A 20,298-nucleotide genomic window follows, 5' to 3' on the forward strand; every position below is an offset into this window, starting at 1 on the left:
CGCGCGGCCTCAGAACTGAAAGTACAGAAATGGGTTGATGGTCTGCGTCCACATCATCAACGTCGCGAGCGTCATCGTGGCCGCCACGAACGCGGTACGGGGCAAGGACAAGCGCCGCGTGAGCTCCCAACTGTTGGGCATGCCGAAGATCACGACCGCGGCCAGAGCGAATAGCCCCACGTAGTACCGCGGGTGGAACGCGCCCGCCACGACGTCCGCCGCCGGCGAAACGGCGGCGAGCCCAAACAGCGAGCCCAGGTAGGTCACCGCCTGATCGAGCGTCTTGGCGCGGAAGAACACCCACGACAAGCACACGATCAAGAAGGTGAAGGCGACGCCGACAGCAGGCGGCAGGCGGCGCAGCGGATGAGCTTTACCGAGCCTGCGCTCCACCCCGAGCATGCCACCGTGAATGCCGCCCCAAATCACGAAGTTCCAGCTGGCACCGTGCCAGAGCCCACCGAGCAACATCACAGCCATCAAGTTGGCGTACGTGCGCAGCGGGCCTTTGCGGTTGCCACCGAGCGGGATGTACAGATAGTCGCGCAGCCACGTGGACAGGCTGATATGCCAGCGCCGCCAGAACTCCGTGATGCTGCGCGCCTTGTAGGGTGAGTCGAAGTTCTGGATCAGCACGAAGCCGAGCATCAGCGCCAAGCCCACGGCCATGTCTGAGTAGCCGGAGAAATCGAAGTAAATCTGGAACGCGTAAGCGACCAGCCCGAACCACGCGTCGTAGAAGTGCTTGGCGCCACCGGCGAACGCCGTATCGGCGATGTGCCCCATCGGGTTGGCCAGCAGAATCTTCTTACCCATTCCCAGCGAGAAGAACGCGACGCCGCGCGCAAACTTCTCGAGCGTGTGCTGGCGCACGCGCATTTGTTCCTCGATCGCCGCATAACGGATGATGGGGCCCGCCACCAAGTCGGGGAAAAATGCCTCGAAACACATGTAGTCGGTGAAGCGCCGCATCGGTCGGGCGTCACCGCGGTACACGTCGATGGCGTAGCTCATCGCTTTGAACGTGTAAAAGGAGATGCCCACCGGCAAAACGACGTGCAAGACCGGCACGATTTGCGTCGAGCTGCCGAAGAGCGCGCCAAGCGCGTTGATGTTCTCGGCGACGAAGCCCGTGTATTTGAACGCCGCGAGCAGCCCGAGGTTGGTGACGATGGACGTCGCCAGCACAAGCTTCATCTGGCGGGTCCGCACGACCTCGGGACCAATCACGGGCGGTAAGCCGTCGACGTCGGGCAGCCGTGACATCTTCAGAAGCAAGATGCCGCACACGTAGTCGACGCTCGAGCCGAAGAACATGATCACGGCCCAGCTCGGGTTCGCCCAGCCGTAAAATACGTAGCTCGACACGGCGATGAGGGCCGTGCGGGCCCGGCCCGGCAGGGCGTAGTACGCGGCCAGTACCAGCGGCAAGAAGTAGAACAGGAAGATATGGCTGGAAAAGACCATCTCAGCGGCTCACGGGGCCCACGGGCGCCAGCCCTTGTCCTTCATCGTCGCGAGCGCTCTTTGCACCCAGGTGCGATGGCCGTCCAGATTGAAGTGATGGTCGTCTTGCATGCCCACGCCCTCGGCCGAGACGAGCGCGAAGTTCGACACCACGCTCGGGCACCTTTCGATCTCGGGACGGATGGCGTTCGCCACGGCGCCGCCGACCACGAACTCGCCCGAGCCTTCCACCTCGTAGTCGTTCATCAACGCAGGCAGCGTGGGCTCGCCGACGTCGTTGCGAATGGCGGTCACGAGAGTGTTGATGCATTCGGGAAAACCGGAGCGATCGGCGGCACTGCCGTGTCGCTCGGTGATCCCGAGATAGATGAAGATACCGCCAAAGGTCACCCGCCCCTTGATGGCCTTCGGTGCGGCGATCAGCTGGTCGTAGTAGAGGCCGCCCGGAATGAACTGGGAGCAGTAGGCCGAGGGCCACCCAAACCCGAGCGAGATGAAATAGTTGTCGGGCGCGAGCATCGCGGCTTCCTTGACCAGCGCCGTACCCGGCCCGCCGGCGGCAGTGTCACCCGCGGTCTTCGGCTCGATCGCGAGCTCCGGCGCCGAGCCTGGGTGGTACATGAAGGCGTGCGGATGGGTCTCCGTGAAATGGAACGGGCGTGAGCTCTGGGGCCTCGTGGCGCGACCGGCCATGTTGGAGTGACCGATGTGAATGAAGGCGATCGCGCGCTCCCTCGGAACGTCGACGCCTCCAAGGTTGATGGTCACGCCCGACGGTCCAGACCCACCGCCGGACCCCACGTCGCTGCTCCCGCCGCCGCTCCCGCTCGCCGCAGTCATGGCACCGCCGACCGAAGCTCCACTCGTAGTGGTCGACGGTCCAGCGCCGCTCGATGCCGCGAAGTCGTCGCCCGTCTCGACGGCCTGCGTGTCGTGCGGGTGTTCGACGACCCCGCAAGCGAGCCCGCCGACCAGCGCGAACAAGGAAACGAGCGCCCACCGGGACCTGGACAGGCTCACGTTGAGAAGTGTTTTCATCGTCGACTCTCCTCCAAGTTCACCAGAATCCGCGTCGCTTCGGGGTCAAAAGGCCGGACACGCAAGGCACGCCGTAGAAAGCCCAGGCCTTGCGCCGATTCGCCCCTTCGCAGGGCGATCAACGCCATGAGATTCAGGCTCCCGACGTCGTCGTGCTGGGAAACCAAGCTCTGCCGGGCGAGCCGCTCGGCGGCATCGAGCTCACCCGCTGCGAAGCGAAGACGCGCTTCGAGGGCTCGGGCTTGCGGCGTGTCGAGGCCTGCGAGCGTACGCTCCGCTTGCTCGAACTGACCGAGCACGCCGTGCAACGTGGCCAGGCTCAGGCGTGCCGCGGCGTGCACCTTTGGGGAATCCGCGAAGCGCTGCCCCAGCTGGACCAAGGTGCGGTCCGTCTCGCTGGCTTCACGGAACGGCTGCTCCGCGACGCCGGGCGTAAGATCGCGGCGAGCAAACAGCACCTCCGAGCCGTCCGTGTAGAGTAGCTTCCAATCAGCGCTCGCGTAGAGGTGGCCAATCAAGCGCTGGTAGCGCTCGGGGAACATCACCGGCAAGACCACGTAGGCGAAGGAATGACGCGCCTGAAAAGCTTCGAAACGCTCTGGCTCGTCCGCAAGCCTCAGGTATTCGGCAAACTCGTCGGCGGTGCGCAACACGAGCCGAGTGTCAATGTACGGCCGGAACCGCGGATAGAGCCGCCAGATCAGGTAGCCTCCGTAATGATCGGCCGCAAAGACGTCGCCCCCGGGCAGCGCGTCGAGGCGCACGGCGCTCTCGGCCGGCACCCGGAACGGGCTCGGATCCGCCAGCGGCGACTCGCGCGCCGCCGCCGATGCCGAAACGAGCAGCAGCGCGCTCAGGAGCACCGCGTTGAGACCCACCGCCACGCGCACGCCCGCGCGGCGAAAGCTCGAGACACAAAGCCGTCGGAGCGCCGGGGCCAGATTGACCGCGAAGATCGGCGCCCCGACCCAGTACAGCAGGAGCACGTTACGATTGCTCATCAAGGCCAGCCCCGCGAAGCCGAGCAGCAGCAGCGCATGGCTCAGTCTCAAGCGGCGCCCGGCCAGGAGCACGGACAGAGCGAGCAGGGCCAAACCCCATTTGAAGTGCCAGAACTCGCCGTCTGACAGGCGTTCGAGCTCGAAGGGTGGCAGGTTCTCGGCCACGTCGTGGGCGAAGACCTGGTGCTCGCCGGGCAACAAGCGCCCGAGCAGCAGCGCCGGCAACGCTGCGCCGCGCAAGCCAAACGGCGTGAGACACGTCGCCAGCAAACACCCCCCTAGCGTCGCGAACAGCTGCTGTACCCGCTCCCACGGTGCCAGCGCACCAGCGTGTTCGCGCGCAAATGGCCACGCACGCGTCTGGCCAAAGCTCGCCCAGCCGAGCGCCGCCACCGCGTACGCCGCGATCATCGCGGGGCCAAGCGCCGAAAGTCCCTGGAAATTCGCCCAGACCAGCTGTGCCAAGGGCAATAGCAGCAGGTGCCGGACCCGGCCGTCGCGCCGAAAGCGCTCGAGCGCGAACCAGAAGAACGCGAGCAGGACGAGCGTGCCTATCACGGGCCGGACGAGCAAGAGCGAGCGAGCCGCCAGAAGCCCGCCGACCAGCGACGTCACGAGGAGCCCCCTCGCCCACGAGCCGCGCCGCGCTTCGAGCGCGAAGTAGAGGAAGCCCGCGCCCAGGCCGATCAGCGCGCACTTGACCAAAACAAGCCCGACGAGGCCGACCGCCTGGTGCACCGCGTACACCGCGAGCTGAAAGAGCCAGTGCACGTCGACCCAGGCACGCCCTTGCGCGCTGACCGAGAAGGGATCGGTGAACAGGAGCCCACGCCGAGCGACCATTTCGCGACCTGCCGCGAGGTGCCACCAGATGTCACCGTCGGCCGAAGGCGCGAGCCCCGTCGAGGCCGCACCCAGGCCGAGCAGCGCCGCGACGAGCGGCGTGCGATGGCGGAGCAGGGCGGCGACGGGCAACATGACCGCTTCTCAAAACGGTGAGACGGTGAAGCCGACGCCTGCCGTCCACGGCTGCAGGCCCGCGCCCTCGCTGCTGCTCTCGGCGCCGTCGACGACTCCGCGCTTGTCCCAGCCGAACGGCAGCGACACGCCCCCCAAGATCGCCAGCCAGGCGTTCGACCACTCCACGGCCAGCGTGCCGGTGACTGCCCACAGCTGCACCTCCTGGTCAAGTCCACGGTCACGATCCGCGCCGAAGAAATGCGACACCGACAGGCCGAGCGACGGCACCAACGGCCCCCAGAAATAGCCCGAGTAGCCGTAGAGCGCGGCCGCCGGTGCGCGGTAGTTGCCCAGCTCGTTTTCCCCGCCGCGGTAGGCGAACGAGCCGCCCAGCACGATCAGCCCCCACGTCTTGTCGATCGTATGGTCGAGCGTCATGCTGCCGCTCACCTTGCCAAGGCCAAGCTGCTTTTCCTGCGTGAGATAGTCGTTCTTGTACTGGGCGTCGTGCACGCCGGTCGGGACACCGACCAGCAACGTCAGGCTGGTGGAGTTGATTTCGCCGAAGCGCCGCGTGACGAACCCCGCGACGTCACCCACGCCGGAGTTCGAGACGTCCACGGGCAGGCCGTAGTAGTCGCGGTAGTACTTGTAGAGCAGCGGAACCACGAGCCCCACATTCCATTTCTCGCTCAAATTACGCGAGACTTGAGGGCTGAGGCTGAGGTTGTAGCCGTCGTCCAGATGCGTGTACGTGCCGAGTGTCTGCTGCTCAAATAGCCCCCCGGTCACGCTGCGGCCGATCCACTTGATTCCGCCCCCCGCGCCCGTGGAGCTACCGGCTCCGCAGCCGCCGATCGTCTCCCAGCTCGAGAGCAGGCCTTCCAGCCGTGAAACTCGTAAAGACAGCGCTGGTCCGAGCTCGGCGAGCGCGTCGCCTCGCTCGCCGAGAGTCGCCTCCAGGCGGGCCACTCGCACATCGTTTTGCCGAGCCGCGCGCTCGGCCGCAATGAACGGAAAGCTGGCGACCACGGCCAAACCAGATGTTACCAGCCAGGCGCCCGGGGCACGTAGTCGTCTGAAGTTCAAGCGAGTCTCTCCCAAGCGCAAGGTCAAGCCGGGTCGACTTGGAGGCACCAATAGCGAACGCTCCCGCGATCCGTAGCGGCATATTCGTCCACCAGCGCACCTTTCCAGATGGCTTTCAGATCAGCCGTCACTTTCATCTTGTGAACGTCGCCTTGGTTGAAGCTGCGCAGCTTGCCGCCGACCTGCTCCTTCATTTTGTCCTTGATCTTGGAGCGCGGCACGAGCGGCTTGTAGTGCGCGACAAGGATGAACTGCTTGTCGAGCGCCCCGCCCTCGACCTGGTAGCGCATCACGTAGGCGTAATCGTACAGGTCATCGGGGGGCATCTTGGAGGGAATTTCAACGAGCTTTGCCGTCAATTCCAGGGGTGCCACCCCGTCCGCTCGGGCGCTCCGCTCGACACCGGCTATCGCGAGCAGCAGCACGCTCATAAACGCTTGGTGACCAAAGTGGCGTCGGCTTGAAGGAATCATCGTCGTAGAATACGGCGAGAAAGGTTGATCTTGCAACAAGGCAAGCGCCGATTCTCGAAATCAAGCAATTCACTCCGGAGATCGCTCCAGACTGTCGGCATCTTTCCACCGTGAGGGCAGCACTGCCGCTGGTAATTCACGGCGGGGTGCGCGAGAGCCGCCATGGAGACCGAGCCCAGCATCATCGCCCGCTTCCTCTCCGCGCTCGGCGAGCCGACCGACGTTCCTGGTCGCTCACCCGACAGGGGACCGCCGCACTGGAAGATCACCGTCCTGCGCCATAAGGCGCTCGGCGACGCCGCGTAGCGCATCGCGACAACATCCCGGGCCAGGTCAACGACCGGAGGGCGACGTGTGCCGGCGGCACGCCGACGCGCCCCTTGTCCCGCTCTGCGCCGGCTGCCGTAGGAAGATCCTCGCGGATCAGGGACGGCCTTAGGCCAAGGTGACCCTCATCGGGAATAGCCCGATCGGCAGCTCGGTCACCGAGGCGCTGCCCGACATCTCCGGTCGATTCCGGATCATCCAAATGGATCATCAGAAGGACGTCAAGATCGCCGAGCTGATCATCAAAGGAGAGCAGGCGGCGAACATCCGATTCACGCGTCGCGATGAGCTCATCATGGAGGCCGGCGGGAGCTTCTTCATCGCACAGCTCCTCTGTTATCAGGCCGCCGTCAACGCCGGGATCCGGTCCGCGCAGGAGCGGCTCCGGGACGTCACGCTCGGTCCGACAGACGTCATGGCACGACGCCAGGTGGCTGCAGGGGACGAGCAGAGACCCGTTGCCTCGGTATCAGATCCAGCTGGAGTGACGCGCCGCCCACTGGCCGGCGCGCGCCGCCGCCTCAGATCACCCTGTCCACGAGCGGCTCCCCCCGCTCGAACCGCCGCAGGTTCGCCAGGAAATGCTCGACGAGCGCCATCTGCTCCTCGCGCCGGCCGCCGGCCGAATGCGGCGTGATGACGCAGCCCGGGGCGCGCCAGAGCGGGTGGTCCGGCGGGAGCGGCTCGGGATCCGTCACGTCGAGGTACGCGCCCGCGATCCTGCGCGCCTCGAGCGCCTCGAGCAGCGCGCCCTGGTCCACCGTGACGCCCCGGCCGACGTTGTAGAACCACGCGTCCGGCCGCATCCGCGCCAGCAGCGCGGCCGAGACCAGCCGCCGCGTGCCCTCGGCCTCGGGCAGGCTCGAGACCACGTGATCCGCCCAGGCGAAGGCGTCGCCCAGCTCCTCCCTCGCGACCACGCGGAAAGGCTCGCCGCCGCGGGGGCGAGAGCGCAGGACGCAGAGCTCCACCTCGAACGGGGCGAGCAGCGCGGCGAGGCGGCGGCCGATGGCGCCGAAGCCGAGGAGGAGCACGCGCCGGCGGCGCAGCAGGGCGCTCCTCGCGCGCACGGACACGTCGGGCCAGCCGCGCGGGCCGAGCTGGTTCTCGAGGCACTCGGGCAGCCGCCGCGAGGCCGAGAGCAGGAACGCGAGCGCGTGCTCCGCGCAGGGATCCGCGTAGACGCCGCTGCTCGTCGTCAGCGCGGCGCCGCGGGCGGCGAGCGCGGCGCGCACGGCCGCCACGTCGTACCGGGCATACCCCGCGGTGCTGAGGTGCACCCAGCGGAGCCGCGGGGCCGCGCGCACGTCGTCCGGGTGCGGCTGGCCGAAGACGACCTCGGCGCCCATGACGGCCGGGTCCGGCGCGACGACGGCGAGGTTCTTCGCGGAGCGCGCCGCGGCCAGCGCGAGCGCGTGCGGCGCGACGCCCTCCGAGAGCGCACACGCCGCCTCCGCCGGGAGGACAACGGTGCTCGCGATGACAAGCCGGTCCACGGGCGCCTCCCCTCTCATCCGTGCACGGCGCGCCCGAACTCCCGCATCCACGAATCCTCGTCCGCGGTGAGCGGCCCCTTCGCGACCGCGTCGAGGTTCTGCTCCACCTCCGCGCGGGTCTTCGGACCCGTCAGCGCGAGATCCACGTGCGGGCTGGAGAGCTGGAATCGATAGCAGTCGCCCGCCGTCATCGCCGGGCGCTCCCACCCCTTCGGCTTCTTCAGCAGCCGCCGCCACGCCGTCGCCGTGTAGGCGAGGACGCTCGGCTTCGCGTCGCGCACGTGCGGGAAGATGTCCCGCTCCGCGCCCGGGTGCGCGGCGTTGTAGCGGATCATGAGCAGGTCGAGCGGCGACGACCGGGCCAGGCCGCCTGCCCGCGCGCGGTCGTGGATGCTCACCCCGAGCGCCCGCACCTTGCCGCTCTCGCGCAGGTGCACGAGCTCGCGCTCGGTCGCGCTCGTCCAGGCAGACCCGACGCCGAGCCAGCCGAGCAGGTAGACATCGAGGTGGTCGGTCCCGAGCTCCCGCAGCAGCTTCTCGGCCCCCCGGCGCACGCCCCAGCCGAACCAGCCGGCCTGCGCGAAGCCGACCACCGCCACGCTGTCGCGGCGCCCCTTCAGCGCCTCGCGCAGCGGATTGCCGAGCCCGCCCGAGCGCATCGTCCAGAGGAAGAGGTTGACGCCGCGGTCCATCGCCGCGCGCACGCCGCCCTCGTCGATGCCGTAGTTCGCCGCGAGCCCGAGCCGGAAGATGCGCTTGCCGTGAAAGGCGGTCGGCGCGCGGTGGAGCCAGTCGTCCATGGGCGGATCTTACCTCACCTCCGTCGATGTCACCGGCTCCCGCGCGCCACACATTCGCCGCCCACGGCCGCCCCGACCTGTGCGAGACTCCCTGGCCACCGATGGGCCAGGACACCTCTCCCCGGTGCGCCGGCTGCAGGGCTCCGCTCCCGGAGAACGCCCGCTTCTGCCCGTCGTGCGGCCACATGGTCACCGATCCCGGCCCCGACTTGGCCCCGACGGCGTTCCCCGAGACGCAGCCTGGCGCCGTGGGACTGCCGCCAGCGTCCCTGCCGCTGCCGCCGGTGCGGCTCCTGCCCGGGACGGAGATCAGCGTCTATCGCATCGAGTCGACGCTCGGCGAGGGCGGCATGGGCGTCGTCTACCGCGCTCACGACCGGGCGCGCGAGCGCGTCGTGGCCGTCAAATGCCTGCACTCGAACCTCTGCGGCAACCCGGAGATCCGGCGGCGGTTCGCGCGGGAAGCGCGGGTGCTCCGCTCCTGGAGCCACGAGAACGTTGTCGCCGTCTACGATTTCGTCGAGCGCGACCACCTGCTCGCGATCGTCATGGAGTACGTCGACGGGTCGACGCTTGTGCGGCACCTCGAGCGGTGGCGCGGGCGCATCCCCTTCCAGGAGATCCGCGCGCTGTTCGCCGGCGTCCTCGACGCGATGGACGAGGGGCACCGCATGGGCATCATCCATCGCGATCTCAAGCCCGACAACATCCTCGTCACGACCGGGAAGGACGGCCTCTCCCCCAAGATCGTCGACTTCGGCATCGCCAAGATCCTGGAGGGGACGACGTACACGCTGAGCGGCGCGTTCCTCGGGACGTGCTGTTACATGTCGCCCGAGCAGGTGAAGAGCCCGCACGCCGCGGATCGGCGCTCGGACATCTACTCTCTCGGCGTGACGCTCTACAAGCTGACCACAGGGCAGGTGCCGTTCGACAGCCCCAACCATTTCGCGGTGATGATGGCCCACGTCGCCGATGCCCCGGCGCCCCCCTCGTCGCTGCGCCCCGACATCCCGCCGGCCCTCGACCGGCTCGTGCTCGACGCGCTCTCGAAGGATCCGGCGGGGCGGCCCGCGTCGTGCGCGGAGTTCCGGGCGCGGCTCGACGAGGCGCTCGCGGAGTTCTCGCCCGCGCCGGCGCCCTCGTCCGACGGGCGCGACCTCGCGCCGACGGTCCGTGAGAAGACCGGCGAGCAGATGATCCTCGTCCCTGGCGGGCCTTTCCTGAGCGGGCAGCAGCGCAGGAAGGTCCATGTCGACGCCTTCTACATGGACCGGACGCCCGTCACGAACCGGCAGTTCAAGGCGTTCCTCGACGTGACGGGGTATCGCCCCGACGACGCCGACGCGAGCCGGTTCCTCTCCCATTTCAGGCGCGGCGAGATCCCCGCGGGCCTCGAGGACCACCCCGTTGTGTACGTGTCGTGGGACGACGCGCGGGCCTACGCCAACTGGGCCGGCAAGCGCCTGCCGACCGAGGCCGAGTGGGAGAAGGCCGCGCGCGGGACCGACGGCCGCAAATACCCCTGGGGGCGCGCCGAGCCCGGGCCCACGCGCGCGAACTACGATAACCGCGAGGGCGGGCCTGTGCCCGTCGGCTCGCTGCCGGGGGGCGCGTCCCCCTATGGCATCCTCGACCTCGCCGGCAACGTGTGGGAGTGGTGCGAGGACTACGACGATCCGCACTTCTATGCAGACGGCCCCTCCCACAACCCGCGCAACACGCGGCCTTCGGATCGGCCGCTGCTCGTGATGCGCGGCGGCTCGTGGATGTACGGCGCGCAGTCGCTCCGCACGTGGGCGCGCACGAGCTTCGAGGCGCACTACCGCTTCGCCGGCGGCGGCTTCCGCTGCGTGCGAACGGCCTCGTCGAGCTGAGCGCACGGGCGCGGCGGCGGTTCGGCGGGCGCGGCGGTTCGGCGCGGGCGGGCGGCGCACGAGCGCCTGGTCAACCCGCGGCTGCGCGGATAGAACGCCGGGCGCAGATGCAGACGAACAAGGCCAGGGCGAGCGGCGGCGTCCGCGTGCGGCTGACCGGCGTCCGGCGGGTCTTCCCTGTGCTGGACGACGCGGGCCGCGCGCCGGGGGGCGGCGCCCCCGGCGTGATCGCGATCGACGGCATCGATCTCGACATCGCGCCTGGCGCGTTCGTCGCGCTGCTCGGGCCGTCCGGGTGCGGCAAATCCACGCTGCTGCGGGTCGTCGCCGGGCTGGACCGCGCTGACGCCGGCGCGGCCGTCGTCGAGGCCGACGGAGCTCTGGACGGCGCGCGCGGCGCGGGCGGCGCGGGCGGCGCGCGCGCGCCCATCGCGTACGTCTTCCAGGACGCCCACCTCCTGCCCTGGCGGAGCGTCCTCGAGAACGCCGCGCTGCCGCTCGAGCTCGCCGGAGCGCCGCTCGACGAGCGCCACGCGGCGGCGCGCGCTGCGCTCGTCCAGGTGGGCCTCGCCGACGCGGACGCGCGGTACCCGGCCGAGCTCTCCGGCGGCATGCGCATGCGCGTGTCGCTGGCCCGCGCGCTGATCACGCGCCCGCGGCTGCTGCTGCTCGACGAGCCGTTCGCCGCGCTCGACGAGCTCACGAGGAGCCGGCTCGACGACGAGCTCCGCGCCCTCTGGGCCGAGCTCGGGATGACGGTGCTCTTCGTGACCCACTCGATCACCGAGGCCGCCTACCTCGCCGAGCGCGCCGTCGTGCTGTCCCCGCGGCCGGCGCGCGTCGTCGCCGACCGCGCGCTCTCGCTGCCGGCCGAGCGGACGGCCGCGCTGCGCACCGAGCCCGCGTTCGCGCGCGAGGTGCGCGCGCTGCAAGAGGCGCTGGAGAGCGGCGGGGCGTGAGGCCCCTCGAGCGGCGGCAAGTGCGCTATCGGACTTCTGCCTGTACGACACTCCCGCGATGGATCGAGGGCACGCTATCGAGCGAGGACGGCGCGGTCGGCATTCACACCTAGGTCACCTCCGATATCCTCCACGTCCCGGAGCTCCCGGCCCCACCGGGGCCGTCCCCACGGCTCGCGTGGCCTGCTCCGCCTCTCCCCCCATTCGCCGCTGACCCCGCCGCACGCGACGCCCATCGTGGGCAGAGCTCCCACTCGCCGCACGATCCCGCGCGTGAACGCGCTTCCATGCCGACAGCGCGCCCGTACAATCGCCTCATGCCCACGCGCCCCCGGCGGTTGCTTCCCCTCGCCCTTCCATGGTTTTTGCTCGCTGCAGCGTCCTGCAGCAATCCCGAGGTCGCGACCCCCCCCGGCGACGGCGGCGGGGGCAGCGGCGGCGCGAGCAACAGCACGAGCGAGGGCACGGGGTTCGTCGGAACGACGGTCGGCTCGGGCGGCGCCGGCGGCGACGAGGGCGGCTGTGACGGCGTGAGCTGCCGTGCGGATCAGCACTGCGAGGTGGAGGACGGACAAGGCATCTGCGTCAACAACACCTGCGACGACCTCACCTGCGACGCCACCGAGGTGTGCGAGACGCCCGCGGACGGAGGCGCCCGCTGCGTCGATATCGCCTGCCAGACCGACCTCCAGTGTGCGTTCAACCAGTTCTGCAACGGCACCATCTGCGTCGTCGATGCGTGCACCGCCGGCGAGCGGACGTGCGACGGCGATAGCCTCCGGCTCTGCGTGTCGAACGGCAGCACCACGAGCGAGCTCTTCACGTGCGGCGGAGAGGCCTACTTCGAGAGCACGTGCACCGACGACGGCGCGGGGCACGCCAGCTGCCCCTGCGAGGACGACTGGGACTGCCCGACGTACGCCTCCTGCGAGGTCGGCTCCTGCTCCGGCACCGGCTCCGCGCCCACGTGCCTCTTGCCGCCGGAGCCGTTCGCGGGCGCCCTGCCGCAGAACGAGATCCAGTGGGGAGGGCAGAACCGCGCCAACTCCGACGCGGCCGACAGCCCGTTCAAGACCTCGGCGCAGACCGTCATGACGCCGCTCGTCGCCAACCTCGACGACGACAACGGCGACGGGCTCATCAACGAGCTCGACTTCCCCGAGATCATCTTCACGACGTTCTGCGGCTCGAATTTCGGCAAGCAGGGCGTCCTCCGGGCGATCCACGGCGGCGGGCCCCGCAAGGGAGAGAACTACTTCGCGGTGCTCGGCGCGCAGGTCTGGCACGAAGGCGACCCCATCGACGCGCCCTACGCCTGCGCCGACGCGACGCTGATGCCGACCGCCGGGCTGGCCGTCGGCGATCTCGACGGCGACGGCGTCCCCGAGATCGTCGCGATCACCGCCGTCGTGGAGGGATCCGGATCCACGGAGGTGACGAAGACAGGGCTCCAGATCTTCAGCAACACGGGCGAGACCAGGCTCATCGCGAACGAGATCTGGACGGGATACAACGAGCCGTCGCCCGCGCTCGCCAACATCGACGGAGAGGGGCTCCCGGAGATCGTGGTCGGGCCGCACGTGTTCACGCTGCGCGTCGACGAGGCGACCCGCGAGCTCTCGATCGTCGACCACTTCAAGGGCGACAAGGCCCAGGGCCTGCAGGGGTCACCGGGGAACCCGGGCAACCGGCTCGGGCCCATCGCGTGCGTCGCCAACCTCAACGACGACCCCCGGCTGGAGATCGTCGCGGGCAGCACCGCCTATGGGCTGCCCCGCCCGCCGCCCGGCGTGACGAGCCGTGCCGGGTGCGCGCCGCCCTACGCCGACAAGGAGGCAACGGCGTACTGCGAGGGGAAGCTCATCGAGGTGTGGGACGGGCAGACCGTCAACGGCACGGCCGGGATCCCGAACGAACAGCGCGACGGCCTCTGCGCCGTGGCCGATGTCCTCGGGGTCGACCAGGCCGCCGCGCCCGGCCCGAACAACCAGCTCGATCAGCGCCCGGAGGTGATCCTGTTCAACAACGGGTACTTCTTCGTGCTCAACGGGCAGAACGGGACCATCCAGCGCCGCCAGATCATGGGCACCGGCGCCAACTTCGACGGCGGCGCCCCGAACGTGGACGACTTCGACGGCGACGGCTTCCCCGAGGTCGGCACGGCGTTCGGCCTCCGTTACATGATGTTCGATCTCCAGGCGCCGACGGCCGAGTGCCCGGCGTGGCCCACCGCGTTCACCGACACGGGCACGGGGCTGCAGGGCAACCCGCCGCGGACCCCGAACGGGAAGGCGTGCACCACGGACGAGGAGTGCGGCGCCCCGGGCGCGGCGACGTGCAACAAGCAGCGGGGCACCTGCGTCTGCTACCACAACGGCTGGCAGCGCGTGACCGAGGACGACTCGAGCCGCACCACCGGGTCGAGCGTGTTCGACTTCAACGGCGACGGCGCCGCCGAGGTCATCTACAACGACGAGTGCTACTTCCGCATCTACGACGGCGTGACGGCCGACGTCCTGTTCAAGGTGCCGTCGCCGAGCCGCACCCGGTCCGAGTACCCGATCGTCGCCGACGTCGACAACGACGGCAACGCGGAGATCGTGTTCGGCACCTCGAACGAGTCGACCCACTGCTCGGAAGGCACCGACTACAACAACGGCCTCGAGGTCTGGGGCGCGCAGAACGATCTCTGGGTCTCCGCGCGCCGCATCTGGAACCAGCACAGCTACCACGTGACGAACGTGCTCGAGAGCGGCGGCATCCCCCTGCGGGAGCCCGAGAGCTGGAAGGCGTACGGCGGCCGCGTCTACAACACGTACCGCTCGAACCCGCGGTCGTACGGCATCGCGCCGGATCTCGCGCTGAGCGGCATCCAGGTCTCGTCCCCGGACGCCGCCTGCGGCGAGCTCACCGACGACGTCGCCATCACCGTGCGCGTCGAGAACCTCGGCGATCTCCGCGTGGGCCCCGGCGTCGCCATCAGCTTCTACGGCGAGTGGGACACGCCGGAGGTCAACGAGCCGCTCTACGACGAGGCCCTCGCTCCGCTGCAGTTCGTCCTCCAGAGCAGCATCGAGCCGCACAGCTCGCTGCTCCTCACGGTGAACTACAACGCCGCGAACAACGCGCAGCGAACGCTGCCCGCCCGCGTGCGCGCGGTCGCCGACGAGAACGCCGTCGAGCGCGAGTGCCACGAGGACAACAACGAGCTCACCGCGCCCCTCGACGCCGGCACCGCGCGCCCGGACCTCCAGATCGAGGTCGGCCGGGTGACCACCGCGAAGTGCAACGTGAAGAAGGTCGACGTGCCGACGACCGTCATCAACGCCGGCTCCGCGCCGGCCAGCGACGTGCGGATCCGGTACTACGCGGGCGATCCCGGCCAGGGCGGGACGGCGCTCCACGAGGAGGTCATCCAGGGCCCGATCGCGCCGGCGGCGAGCGTGAATCTCACCGCGACCATCGAGCAGTTCCCGTCGAACCTGTCGATCCTGATCTACGCCGTCGTCGATCCGGACGGGGCGATCGACGAGTGCAACGACGGGAACAACAAGGACGCCGCCTCGGACAAGATCCTGTGCGCGGAGATCAACTGACGCGCCGCCGGCCGACCGGCGGGCCTCCCCGCCGGCGGGCGGACGCGCGCCGCGCGGGCGTCGCGCTCCGCGCGGGCGCACGAACACCGGCTCCCACGCGGAGCGCGGTGCTATGCCTGTGCGCCCCGCCGCGCCGCTGACGGCGCCCCGCAAGGCGCGCCGCGCGCGGTGAGGCGCGCGCCGCTCCCTGCGACCCAAGCCACCACAGCGTCATGCTCGGAACCTCGAACCTCTCGAAATCATTCGGTGATCGGACCCTCTTCGAGGGCGTCTCGCTCAAGCTGAACGCCGGGTCCCGGTACGGCTTGGTGGGCGCGAACGGCTCGGGGAAGACCACCTTCCTGAAGATCGTGGCGGGCGACGAGCCCGCGACCGACGGGAGCGTCAGCATCCCGAGGGACGCCCGCGTGGGCGTGCTCCGGCAGGACCGGTTCCTCAGCGACGACCAGATCATCCTGGATCTCGCGATGATGGGCGATCGCGTCGTGTGGGAGGCGCTCGTCGAGTCGCGCCGCCTCGCGGAGGACGGCGGCGACGCCGGCCGGGTGGCCGATCTGGAGGACCGCATCCGCGCCCACGACGGGTACACGCTGGAGGCGCGCGCGAGCGCCGTCCTAGAGGGGCTCGGCATCCCCGTGGAGGCGCACCGGAGGCCGCTCTCCACGCTGTCGGGCGGCTTCAAGCTGCGCGTGCTGCTCGCGCAGGTGCTGCTCGGCGGCGCGGACGTGCTGCTGCTCGACGAGCCCACGAACCACCTCGACATCCTCTCGATCCGGTGGCTCGAGAAGTTCCTCGCCGGCTACAAGGGCTGCGCGGTCGTCATCTCCCACGACCAGCGCTTCCTCGACAACGTCGCCACGCACATCCTCGACGTCGACTACGAGACCATCACGCTCTACACGGGCAACTACGCCGCCTTCGTCGTCGAGAAGCAGGCGATCCGCGAGCGCAAGCAGGCCGAGATCGCGCGCGCCGAGAAGATCATCGCGGACAAGCGCGCGTTCGTGGAGCGGTTCGGCGCGAAGGCGACAAAGGCTCGCCAGGCGCAGAGCCGGCTCAAGCAGATCGAGAAGATCGAGGTCGAGGAGCTCGCGGACACGTCGCGGCGCTCGCCGATGTTCCGGTTCGCGATCCAGAGGCCGAGCGGGCGCGACGTGCTCGAGGCGAAGGGGATCTCGAAGTCGTACGGCGCGAAGCAGGTGCTGCGCGACGTCTCGCTGTCGGTGCGGCGGGGCGAGCGGGTCGCGGTGATCGGGCCGAACGGGCTCGGCAAATCGACCCTGCTCAAGATCCTCGTGGGCCGGCTCGCGGCCGACGCTGGCGGCGCGTCGTGGGGGCACGAGGTCCGCGTCGGCTACTTCGCCCAGGATCACCGAGAGCTGCTCGTGGACGGGTCGATGACGCCGCTCTCCTTCCTCTGGGCGGCGTGCCCCGACGAGTCGCCGAGCTACGTCCGCGGCCAGCTCGGCAGGGCGCTGTTCTCGGGGGACGACGTGGAGAAGAGCGTCGGCTCGCTCTCCGGCGGCGAGGCGGCGCGGCTCATCTTCTGCCGGATCATCGTCGAGCGGCCCAACGTGCTCGTGCTCGACGAGCCGACAAACCACCTCGATCTCGAGGCGATCCAGGGGCTCGTCGAGGGGCTCAAGGCGTTCGAGGGGACGGTGCTCTTCGTCTCGCACGATCGCTACTTCGTGTCCGAGCTGGCGACGCGCATCCTCGAGGTCACGCCGAGCGGGCCGCGCGATTTCCCCGGCACTTACGAGGAGTATCTGGCCGGCTGCGGCGACGATCACCTCGACGCCGACACCGTGGTGCTGAAGGCGAAGCGCGACCACCAGAAGGCAGCCGCCGCGCCCGAGGCGGGCGGCTCATGGGAGGAGCAGAAGCGGCGGCGCAACCGGCAGAAGGAGCTGCCAGCGCGGCGCGACAAGGTGCTCGCGTCCATCGAGGCGGCCGAGGCGCGGAAGAAGGCGATCCACGAGCTCTACTGCAGCGACGGGTTCTTCGAGCGCACGGGCAAGGCGGAGATCGACGCGCTGAAGGCCGAGGACGAGGCGCTCGGCCCGCGCATCGACGCGCTCATGGCGGAGTGGGAGCAGCTCGAGCAGGAGATCGCGGAGCTCGGGGCGGTCTAGCGGCGGCGGTCGTGAGGTCTCGCCGAGCTGCACGGCCCCGGAGGTCTTGCCGAGCTGCACGGCCCCTGGAGAGGGAGCCCGCCGCGCGGCGCACTCCCCCTTCAGGGGCCTACGTTTGCTGCTCCGAGGAAACGACTCGTCGTTCCCCCCAGCGACGCGAGCGGCGCCTCGCCCGCACAGGAGACGGGCCCAGATCGGCGTTTTCGGCGCGGAAGCGCACTCCAGTGCGCTGAGCACCGAAAACGCCGAGGTGGGCCCGTATCCGAAGCGGGCGAGCCGCCGCTCCTCAGTGGCTTCTGGTTTTGCGGCTGGCCATGTCGATGCCGACGGCCAGGATGAGGATGATGCCCTTGATGATCGGCTGCCAGAAGCTCTCCGTGTTCATCAGGCTCATGCCGTTGTCGAGCGAGGCCATGACGAGCGCGCCGAGCAGCGCGCCCCAGATGGTGCCCTGCCCGCCGAGGAGCGACGTGCCGCCGATCACGGCGGCCGCGATCGCGTCGAGCTCCATCATCCGGCCGGCGTCCGCGGTCGCAGAGCCGACGCGGGCGGTGAGCACCACACCCGCGATGCCCGCCATCACGCCCATCAGCGTGAACACGGCGATGAGGTGACGATCGATGCTGATGCCGGAGTAGAACGCCGCCTCGCGGTTGCCGCCGATCGCGTAGAGGTGCCGCCCGAACGTCGTGTGCTTCGCGAGCACCGTGAACGCGGTCGCGAGCACGAGGACGACAAGCACGGGGAACGGGACACCCTCGTAGGAGTTCATCAGGGCCGCGAACGCGAGGGTGAACACGGCGAGCCCGATCCACGGGAAGCGCGCCGAGCCGGTCGCGCGCGCCGCCTTGTAGAGCAGCCCGACGCAGAGGACGCCAGCGCCCGCCCAGCCGAGGGTGTGCGGCACGTACGCCTGACCCACGAACAGGTAAGGGCGCGCCGGCGAGATGGACACACCGCCGGTCAAGCCGAGAATGGAGCCCTGGAAGATGAGCATCCCGCCCAGCGTGACGATGAAGGGGGGAATCCGCAGCCGCGCCACGAGGGTGCCCTGCACGAAGCCAAGGAAGGCCCCGAGCAGGAGCGGCAGGATGAAGGCGGCCGGCAGCGGCCAGCCGAGGCTCACGTAGATCATCGCCGACGAGGCGCCGAGCAGACCGGCGAGCGCGCCGACCGAGAGATCGATCTGCCCCGCGACGATGACCATCACCATGCCGATCGCCAGGATCGAGGTCACCGACATCTGCCGCGCAAGGAGCGTCAGGTTGCGCGGCGTCACGAACGTTCCATCGGTCGTGATGGAGAAGGCAATCCAGATCGCGATGAGCGAGCCCACCATCGAGAGGGCGCGCCAGGGGATACGCATGCGAAGCTTGGCCTCGCTCATTCCGTCACCTTCCTCGTTGCAGCAGCCATCACGCGCTCCGCGGTCGCGTCCTTCCGATCGAGGCAGGCCGTCGGCCTGCCCTGGTTGAGGACAAGCACGCGGTGGCTCATGCCGAGCAGCTCCGGCAGATCGGAGGAGACGAGCACCACGGCGAGCCCGTCCGAAGCGAGCTTGTAGATGAGCTGATAGATCTCTGCCTTCGCCCCGACGTCGATTCCACGGGTCGGCTCGTCGAGCAGCAAGACGCGCGGCCCCGTCATCAGCCATTTGCCGATCACGATCTTCTGCTGGTTGCCGCCCGAGAGCTGGTTCGCGAGCGCGAGCGGCCCAGACGCCTTCGTCTTGAGCACCTTCATCTGCTCGACCGCAGTGACCTCCCGCTCGGCGTGATCGAGGAAGAGCCCCTTCACGAACCGCCGCAGGGTCGCGAGCGTGATGTTGTCGAGGAGCGTCGCCTCGAGCACGAGGCCATAACGCTTGCGATCCTCGCTGACGAGCGCGATGCCCGCGTCGATCGCCTGCGCGGGCGAGCTGTACGGCGGCGTCTGGGGCCCGCCTCGCACCGAGATCGCGCCGGTGACGCGGCTCGTGGCCGCGCCGAAGATCGTCGAGAGGAGCGCGGTGCGGCCCGCGCCCATGAGGCCGCCGATGCCGAGCACCTCGCCGGCGCGCACCTCGAAGCTCACGTCGCGCAGCACGAACCGCCCGGGGTGCCCCGCGTCCTCGACCGACCAGCCCTGGACCGACATCGCGACGGGCCCCTCGGGCGGCGGGGGGCAGGGATAGAGGTTCGTCACCTCGCGGCCGACCATGTACGAGATGACCTTGTCGGGCGAGAGCGCCGCCCGCGGCTGGGTCGTGATCGACTTCCCGTCACGGAGGACCGTGATGCGGTCGGCGATCTCGAAGACCTCCTCGAGCCGGTGGCTGATGTAGATGCAAGAGACGCCGCGGGCGCGCAGGTCGCGGAGGAGGCCGAGCAGCGTCCTCACGCCGGACTCGGTGAGCGCCGCCGTGGGCTCGTCGAGGACGAGGATCTTCGCGTCCTTGAGGAGCGACTTCGCGATCTCGACCATCTGCTGCTGGCCGATGCCTAGGTCCTTGATCGGGCGCTCGGGGTCGACGTCGAGCCCGACACGCGCGAGCGCCTCCCGCGCCTGGGCCCGCACAGCGTCCCAGTCGATGAGGCCCCCTCGGACGGGTTCGCGCCCGAGCACGAGGTTCTCGGCGACGGTGAGATCGGGGACGAGCGCGAGCTCCTGCGCGATCAGCGCGATCCGGTGCTCCTCGGCGCTGCGCATGCTGCTGAACTCCACGACGTGGCCGTTCAAGCGGATCTCACCGCCGTAGGTGCCTGCGGGGTAGTAGCCGCACAGGGTCTTGATGAGGGTGCTCTTGCCCGCGCCGTTCTCACCACAGAGGGCGTGAATCTCGCCTTCCTGGAGGTCGAACGAGACACCATCGAGGGCTTTCACCCCGGGGAACTGCTTCGTGATCGATGCGAGCTCGAGGAGAGGCATTGTCCTGGGCGCAGGGGGCGGCGGCGCGCGGCCACGTTCACCCGGGAGGGGCCTGCGATGCAAGCACTTTGTTGGTGACGCCTGGCGATGCAAAAGGGGGCCGCGCGCCCGGGTCGTCGCTCGGGCTCCTTGGGAAGAGCGAGAGGCGGAGAGCGTGGGTTAGCCCTCTCCCT

At 69.4% G+C, this 20,298-nt stretch carries 14 protein-coding genes; 5 read left to right on the plus strand and 9 right to left on the minus strand.

What is annotated here, in order from left to right; all coding sequences use genetic code 11:
- Window positions 1-9: 9 nt before the first annotated feature.
- Genes WME90_RS29090 through WME90_RS29110 form a run of 5 tightly spaced genes read right to left on the minus strand, consistent with a single transcriptional unit; the run spans window position 10 to window position 5,986 of the window.
- On the minus strand, window positions 10-1,467 hold the full coding sequence (locus WME90_RS29090) for an MBOAT family O-acyltransferase (protein WP_437275273.1): 1,458 nt from the start codon (window positions 1,465-1,467) through the stop codon (window positions 10-12).
- 9 nt (window positions 1,468-1,476) lie between these two features.
- A complete protein-coding gene (locus tag WME90_RS29095; RefSeq protein WP_437275274.1) occupies window positions 1,477-2,451 on the minus strand; it encodes a sialate O-acetylesterase in 975 nt (324 codons plus the stop codon).
- 50 nt (window positions 2,452-2,501) lie between these two features.
- Window positions 2,502-4,484 (minus strand): tetratricopeptide repeat protein, encoded by a 1,983-nt coding sequence (locus tag WME90_RS29100; RefSeq protein WP_437275275.1) that lies wholly within the window; start codon window positions 4,482-4,484, stop codon window positions 2,502-2,504.
- Window positions 4,485-4,493: 9 nt separating this feature from the next.
- On the minus strand, window positions 4,494-5,555 hold the full coding sequence (locus tag WME90_RS29105; RefSeq protein WP_437275276.1) for a hypothetical protein: 1,062 nt from the start codon (window positions 5,553-5,555) through the stop codon (window positions 4,494-4,496).
- 23 nt (window positions 5,556-5,578) lie between these two features.
- Window positions 5,579-5,986 (minus strand): hypothetical protein, encoded by a 408-nt coding sequence (locus WME90_RS29110; RefSeq protein ID WP_437275277.1) that lies wholly within the window; start codon window positions 5,984-5,986, stop codon window positions 5,579-5,581.
- A 204-nt stretch (window positions 5,987-6,190) separates the two neighbouring features.
- Here WME90_RS29110 and WME90_RS29115 point away from each other — a divergent pair, with 204 nt between their 5' ends.
- Complete coding sequence (locus WME90_RS29115; protein ID WP_437275278.1) at window positions 6,191-6,334, plus strand: hypothetical protein; 144 nt, start codon at window positions 6,191-6,193, stop codon at window positions 6,332-6,334.
- Between the two features lie 542 nt (window positions 6,335-6,876).
- Here the strand turns inward: WME90_RS29115 and WME90_RS29120 are convergent.
- Together WME90_RS29120 and WME90_RS29125 are read right to left on the minus strand one after the other, a co-directional pair.
- A complete protein-coding gene (locus tag WME90_RS29120; RefSeq protein ID WP_437275279.1) occupies window positions 6,877-7,851 on the minus strand; it encodes a D-2-hydroxyacid dehydrogenase in 975 nt (324 codons plus the stop codon).
- Between the two features lie 14 nt (window positions 7,852-7,865).
- Window positions 7,866-8,651 carry an aldo/keto reductase gene (locus WME90_RS29125; protein WP_437275280.1) on the minus strand — a complete coding sequence of 262 codons (786 nt, stop codon included), beginning with the start codon at window positions 8,649-8,651 and terminating at the stop codon, window positions 7,866-7,868.
- Between the two features lie 101 nt (window positions 8,652-8,752).
- Between WME90_RS29125 and WME90_RS29130 the strand changes: the two genes are divergently transcribed.
- The 4 genes from WME90_RS29130 (at window position 8,753) to abc-f (ending at window position 17,218) form a co-directional block, all read left to right on the plus strand.
- The gene (locus WME90_RS29130) at window positions 8,753-10,528 is read left to right on the plus strand and encodes an SUMF1/EgtB/PvdO family nonheme iron enzyme (RefSeq protein WP_437275281.1); all 1,776 of its coding nucleotides are present in this window, start codon (window positions 8,753-8,755) and stop codon (window positions 10,526-10,528) included.
- A gap of 107 nt (window positions 10,529-10,635) precedes the next feature.
- A complete protein-coding gene (locus WME90_RS29135) occupies window positions 10,636-11,487 on the plus strand; it encodes an ABC transporter ATP-binding protein (protein ID WP_437275282.1) in 852 nt (283 codons plus the stop codon).
- Window positions 11,488-11,804: 317 nt separating this feature from the next.
- Window positions 11,805-15,083, plus strand: a complete 3,279-nt coding sequence (locus tag WME90_RS29140; RefSeq protein ID WP_437275283.1) for a CARDB domain-containing protein — start codon at window positions 11,805-11,807, stop codon at window positions 15,081-15,083.
- A gap of 212 nt (window positions 15,084-15,295) precedes the next feature.
- Entirely contained in the window at window positions 15,296-17,218 is a 1,923-nt protein-coding gene (gene abc-f / locus WME90_RS29145) for a ribosomal protection-like ABC-F family protein (protein WP_437275284.1), read from the plus strand.
- Between the two features lie 286 nt (window positions 17,219-17,504).
- On the opposite strand, the gene WME90_RS29150 is transcribed toward abc-f, so the two are convergent.
- Both WME90_RS29150 and WME90_RS29155 read right to left on the minus strand, forming a co-directional pair.
- A complete protein-coding gene (locus WME90_RS29150; RefSeq protein WP_437275285.1) occupies window positions 17,505-18,605 on the minus strand; it encodes a sugar ABC transporter permease in 1,101 nt (366 codons plus the stop codon).
- Window positions 18,602-20,125 carry a sugar ABC transporter ATP-binding protein gene (locus WME90_RS29155; protein WP_437275286.1) on the minus strand — a complete coding sequence of 508 codons (1,524 nt, stop codon included), beginning with the start codon at window positions 20,123-20,125 and terminating at the stop codon, window positions 18,602-18,604. Before WME90_RS29155 ends, WME90_RS29150 begins: the two co-directional genes overlap by 4 nt.
- Between the last annotated feature and the right edge of the window lie 173 nt (window positions 20,126-20,298).

This window comes from Sorangium sp. So ce375 (genome assembly GCF_051473855.1).
Taxonomy (GTDB): domain Bacteria; phylum Myxococcota_A; class Polyangia; order Polyangiales; family Polyangiaceae; genus Sorangium.